Below are 6,170 nucleotides of genomic sequence, written 5' to 3'. Positions count from 1 at the left end.
AACAAGAAGGCCAGCCTGGGCACGGTGCTGTATGGCTTCAGCGAAAGCAAGGAAAACTACGCCCAGGTGATCGGCTCCATGCAGCACGGCATCGACTATCTCGCATTCCAGGGCTGATCGTCCAGTACTTCGTTCCCGACCATGACAACCAATACCGCACCAACTCTTATCGCTGGCCGCACCGGCAACAGCACGCCCGAGCAGTTCCTGAACTCGTATGGGATCCATCAGCTTAAGGTCTTGCCCGATGGCCGCCTGGTCGGCAGCAGCCCCGGCGGCGTTACCTTTCTCAATGCAGACGGTACTTTTCATTCCGAGATCAGCAACCTGCCCGACCTGGCTTCGTTGACGGATGGCGCGTACAACCTGCTGAGTCCGGAAGGATTCAAGCTCCTGCCCAACGGCAAAGTCGTCATCGGCGGCGACTGGTACACCTACCCCGAGTACAAAAAGACGGGATACCTGCTCTATCGCCTGAACAGCGACGGCAGCCTGGATAAAACCTTTGCCAAGGGCCAGGGCTGGGTCAGCACCAACCCCGGCGACTACGACGACGCGGCCGGCATGGTGACCATGCCCGACGGGAAATTTGTGGTCATCGGCACCTCCTCGCCCGGCCACTCGGGAATCCAGCAGGACAACTTCATCGCCATGAGCCGCTTCACCGCCGATGGCGAAGTCGATCACGGTTTTGGCGACAACGGCACGATCAGGATCGCCGACAAGAATGTCCGCATTTCCAGTGTCGCCGTGCAAAGCGACGGCAAGATCCTGGCAGCCGGTTCGCATACCGGGGCCTTTAACTACGACGCGCTTGTCTATCGCTTCAATCCCGACGGCTCCCCCGACGCATCGTTTGGCAGCTCCGGCAGCGTCTCCTTTACCTTCGGCTCCTACATGTCGGGCATCAAAGCCATTGCCATCCAGCCCGATGGGAAGATCGTCACCGCCAGCACTGCCGACGCCACCCGTGCAAGCATTGGCCACAATTACATCGGCGTGACCCGTCTCAATCCCGATGGCACGTTCGATGCCACCTTCGGCGTCGAGGGCAAGGTACTGGCGTACCCCGGCGCGCCGCTGTCCGCTGCCGAACTGGCCCAGGGCGACTGGGCCAGTACCACCGCCGCCTCGGTCCTGGTGCGCCAGGACGGCAGCATCGTCGTCGGTGGCAGCGTCGATCTATGGAAAGCCAAGGAATGGTGGGGCGCGGAACTGGCGATGACCGCCTTGCGCCCCAATGGCGAAATCGACACGACATTCGGAAACGCTGGGCGGGTTAGCGCACCGGCGCGCAAGGGCAGCCACATCTACCCCGAAGGCCTGGTGGAATTGCCGGATGGCCGGCTGTTCCTGTCCGGCGGCTTGCTGGGCAACGAACACCTCTCCCTGCACAGCTTCAACGCGGATGGCACACCCGACCTGACCATCGGCGCCGTTGCCAGCGGCAGCAGCAATTCGGTCTCGTACAAAGAAGGGCATGCCGCGGTTGCCCTGAATTCGGCCATCATCCTGCACGACCGGGAACTGGCCGCGACCAACTACCAGGGCGCCAGCCTCGAACTGCAGCGCCATGGCGCCGCCAATGCCAGCGACCTCTTTGAAGCCAGGGGCAAACTCAGCTTCGCTGGCGGCAACGTGTCGTATGCCGGCGTCGTGCTTGGCAGCGTGCAATCGGCTGACGGCAAGCTGCGTATCGAATTCAACGCCAACGCCACCGAGGCGCTGGTGAACCAGGTGCTGCGCAACATCGCTTACCGCAACACCGCGGACCTGGCGGGCGACGCGTCCGTCACGCTGGACTGGACTTTCAGCGACGGCGGCTCCGCGAACGACGCCCTGGGCGCCAAGGCCAGCACAACGGTACAGCTGATCGCCGGCAAAGTGGCGCCCTGGATCGAGCAGTTGCTGAATTCCCGCGATTCGCTGGCATTGAAAGACGATCTGCGCTACTTCATCGGCCCCGAGCAAACCGTCACCGTTGCGTACATCAGCGATGGCGGCGCGGCGCCACTGTCGCAGGCGGAAAAGGACATGCTGGATGGCCTGCTGGCCAGCATGTCCACGGTGAGTGGCATCAAGTGGACGCCGGACAGCCAGGCGGGACGCGCCCGGCTCGAGATTCATTCCTCCGCCGAAATCCCGGCCGGGAAGATCGCCTTTTCCGCGCTGGCGGACAATAGTGGCGCCCTGTATATCGGCAAACCGGCAGGCACCACGATCAGCGGCATGCTGCCAGAGATAAACAAATTCCTGATGCGCACGCTGGGCCTGGATGGCGACACCACGCTTTCGACCAATGCCGATGCTTTGCATATCGCCGCCCTGCAATACCTGTATGGCCCGAATAGCGCCCTGCGCAGCGGCAATGACAGCTACAGGCTGAACGACTTCGCCTCGCACATGCTGTGGGACGGCGCCGGCATCGACACCATTGACGGTAGCGGACTGGCCAAAGACCTGGTCCTGCACCTGGAAGCCGGCCACTGGGACCACATCGGCGGCAAGGGTGCGGCCATCACGGGCGCCGGGCAAATTACCGTCAACTACGGCAGCGTTTTCGAGAACGCCACCGGCGGCAGCGGCAACGACCAGCTGTTCGGCACGACCGGCGCCAACATCCTGCGCGGCGGCGCCGGCAATGATGTGATCACCGGCTATGGCGGCGACGACAGCATTGACGGCGGCAGCGGCCGGGATCTCGTCAACTTCGCCGGCAAGCGCGCCGAGTACGCGGTGCGCGCCACGCCCAAAGGCTATACCGTCAGCAGCAAGAACAGCATCGATACCGTCACCGGTGTCGAGCGCCTGCATTTCGCCGACGGCGACAAGGCCCTCGACATCGACGGCAATGCCGGGCAGCTGTTCCGCCTGTACCAGGCCATCTTCAACCGCAAGCCCGACGAGGCTGGCCTGGGCTACTGGCTGAAGGCGGTGGACGCCGGCCTCAGCATGGAGTCGGTGGCGCTGGAATTCACCAGATCAGCCGAGTTCGCCCGGATGTATGGCAGCAGCACCAGCAACAAGGATTTGCTGACCAGGATTTACGAGTATGCCTTGCACCGCCAACCGGACAACGATGGCTTTGCGTGGTGGCTCGACGTCCTCGACCAGCAGAAAGCCAGCCTGGGCACGGTGCTGATCGGCTTCAGCGAAAGCAAAGAAAACTATGCGCAAGTGATCGGTTCCATCCAGAACGGCATCGATTACCTCCCCTATTCCGGCTAACCTACCTCACCAGCTATGCCAACCAATACCGCACCCGCCTTCATCGCGGGCCATACCGGCGCCACCGACCTGCGCCAACCGACGCCATCCGTGGAGTTTCTCACGGTTCAACCCAACGGGCGACTGCTCGGACTCGGCCCGCATGGGCTGGTCCAGCTGAATCCTGATGGCAGCTTGTACTCGCAGGTCGAGTTCGGGCCGACTTTAGACCTGAGTTTGCTGACTGGCGGCGCGCCGCACTACCTGTTCGGCGAAGGCTACAAGATGCTGCCCGATGGCAAAGCCGTCGTCGGCGGCAGCTGGTACACCAACGGTTCACCCGACAAATCAGGCTTCCTCCTCTACCGTATCAACGCCGACCACACCCTGGACAAGACTTTTGCGAAAGGGCAAGGCTGGGTCAATGCCAACCCCGGTGAGCATGACCGTGCCGCCGGCATGCTGGCACTGCCTGACGGCAAATTCCTGGTGGTCGGCACCTCATCCGCCAGCAGCTCGCCCGACCAGCCGAACAACTTCATCGCCATGAGCCGCTTCACGGCCCGTGGGGATGTCGATTTGAGTTTTGGCAACCAAGGGTCGATCAAGATACCGGACGACAACGTCAAGCTCAACCAGGTGCTCCTGCAAAGCGATGGCAAGATCCTGGCGGCCGGATCGCACAATGCAGGCGGCTACGCGTACACGCCCGTCGTCTACCGCTTCAACGCCGACGGCACGCTGGATACCTCGTTTGGCAACGGCGGCAACTGTACCTTCAGCTACCCCAGCAGCGCCGCCAGCGTGAGCGCCATGGCCATCCAGCCGGACGGGAAAATCGTGACCGTCAGCGCGACCAGCGTGGCGCGCCTGAGCTCGGAAACCAGTTTCGGCGTGACCCGCATCAACCCGGATGGCACGCTGGATACCACGTTCGGCAATGGCGGCAAAGTCATACTGTCGCCCCTGGCCCCATTCTCCCCGGCGCCCAGCGGCAACGGCAATTTTTACGAACACCATGCCGGCTCCATCATCGTGCGTCAGGACGGCAGCATCGTCATTGGTGGCAGCATCGACCAGTGGATCGGATACAGGCAGACGGGCAGCCAGTTTGCCATGCTGGCCTTGCGCCCGAATGGCACGCTGGATTCCAGTTTCGGCACCAATGGCAGCGTACTTGCGCCACAACTGGACACCCGCAGTACCACCCCGCTCGGCCTGCTGGAAACGCCGGACGGCCAGCTCCGTCTTTCCGGCTATTTGACCGGAGGAAACTACCCCTACATCATGTACGGCTTTAATGCGGATGGCACACCCGACCAGACATTCGGCACCGTCGCCCCCGGCAGCCGCAACGCGATGGACTACATGGAGGGGCGCGCGGCCGCCGCGCTCAACCCCGGTATCGAACTGCATGACAAGGAACTCGCGGCGGCCACCTACCTGGGTGCGGTCCTGCAGTTGCAGCGCCAGGGTGGCGCCAACGAAAGCGATGTTTTCGAGGCTACCGGCAAGCTCAGTTTCGTCGATGGCAATGCCGTGATCGCGGGTATCGTCATTGGCAAGGTGACGACCGGCGCCGGCACCCTGCGCATCGACTTCAACGCCGACGCCACGGAGGCGCTGGTGAACCAGGCGCTGCACGGTATTGCCTACCGCAATACGGCAGAACTGGCGGAGCATGCCAAGGTGATTATCGACTGGAACTTTAATGACGGTGGCAACGGCGGTGAGCCGTCCTTGGGTGCCAAGGCCAGCACGGAAGTGCAGCTGATCGCCAGCACACTGCCCAGCTGGATCGCGCAATTCATCCACGCGCGCGATCCCGCGGCGCTGCGCGAACAGCTGCGCGCTTATCTCGGCCCGGACCAGGTGCAAAGCTTCAGTTTCCCTTCCAGCGACAACGCTACGGCGCTGAGCCAGGCCGACCAGGAGCTGGTCGAGGGCCTGCTCAAGAACGTCGCGACGGTCAGCGGCATCAAGTGGAACAAGCAAAGCACGCCCGGCAGCGCAGGGCTGGAAATCCATTATTCCGGTGAGCTGCCGGCCGGTAAAACAGCGTATACGGCCTGGGGCAGCAACGGCGCCGACCTCTACATCGGCAAGACAGCCAGCGCCAGCATTCGCGGCATGCTGCCAGAACTGAACAAGAACCTCATGCATGTGCTTGGCCTGGTCGGCGATACGACACTGTCCAGCAACCTGGATGCCTTGCATATCGCAGCGTTGCAGTATCTGTATGGCCCGAGTACCGCCATCCGCCAGGACAACGACACGTACAAGCTGAGCGAGACGACCTCGCAGATGCTGTGGGATGGTGCCGGCATCGATACCATCGATGGCAGCGGTTTAAGCAAGGACCTCACCTTGCACCTGGAAGCCGGCCATTGGGATTACGTCGGCGGCAAGGGGGCCAGCATCACCAGCGCCGGGCAGATCACCGTCAACTACGGCAGCACTTTCGAGAACGCCTACGGCGGCAGCGGCAACGACAAGTTGTTCGGCACCGCCGGCAACAATGTGCTGCGCGGCGGCGCCGGCAACGACCTCATCACCGGCAACGGCGGGGATGACACCATCGATGGCGGCGCCGGTCTGGACACCGTCAACTTCGCTGGCAAGCGCGCCGACCACAGCATCACCGCCACGGCCAACGGCTTCAGCGTCGGCAGCAGCACCGGCCTGGCTAGCGTGACCGGCGTCGAGCGCCTGCACTTCGCCGACGGCGACAAGGCGCTCGATATCGACGGCAAGGCGGGCCAGCTGTTCCGCCTGTACCAGGCCATCTTCAACCGCAAGCCGGACGAGGCCGGCCTCGGCTACTGGCTGAAGGCGGTGGATAACGGCACCACGATGGAGTCGGTGGCGCTGGAGTTCACCAAGTCGGCCGAGTTCGCCAAGATGTATGGCGTCAACGTCAGCAACAAGGAAATGCTGACCAAGATCTACGAGTACGCCCTGCA

Annotated in this window: 2 protein-coding genes; both read left to right on the top strand. The window is 62.8% G+C overall.

The genetic code is table 11. From position 1 onward, the window contains the following. Nucleotides 1-141 precede the first annotated feature (141 nt). On the top strand, nucleotides 142-3,228 hold the full coding sequence (locus ACE3TQ_RS26615; RefSeq protein WP_374586731.1) for a DUF4214 domain-containing protein: 3,087 nt from the start codon (nucleotides 142-144) through the stop codon (nucleotides 3,226-3,228). 15 nt (nucleotides 3,229-3,243) lie between these two features. Continuing rightward, nucleotides 3,244-6,170: DUF4214 domain-containing protein (locus ACE3TQ_RS26610; RefSeq protein WP_374586729.1), on the top strand; the 2,927-nt coding region annotated here is incomplete at its 3' end.

The organism is Pseudoduganella sp. (genome assembly GCF_041914865.1).
GTDB lineage: Bacteria > Pseudomonadota > Gammaproteobacteria > Burkholderiales > Burkholderiaceae_D > Rugamonas.
Note: the sequence above shows the minus strand (reverse complement) of the source record. Positions and strands in the feature narration are given on the sequence as shown.

Bases quoted from the DNA above. Each gene is read 5' to 3' on its own strand.
- ACE3TQ_RS26615 (WP_374586731.1), top strand. From the start codon at position 142: ATGACAACCAATACCGCACCAACTCTTATCGCTGGCCGCACCGGCAAC.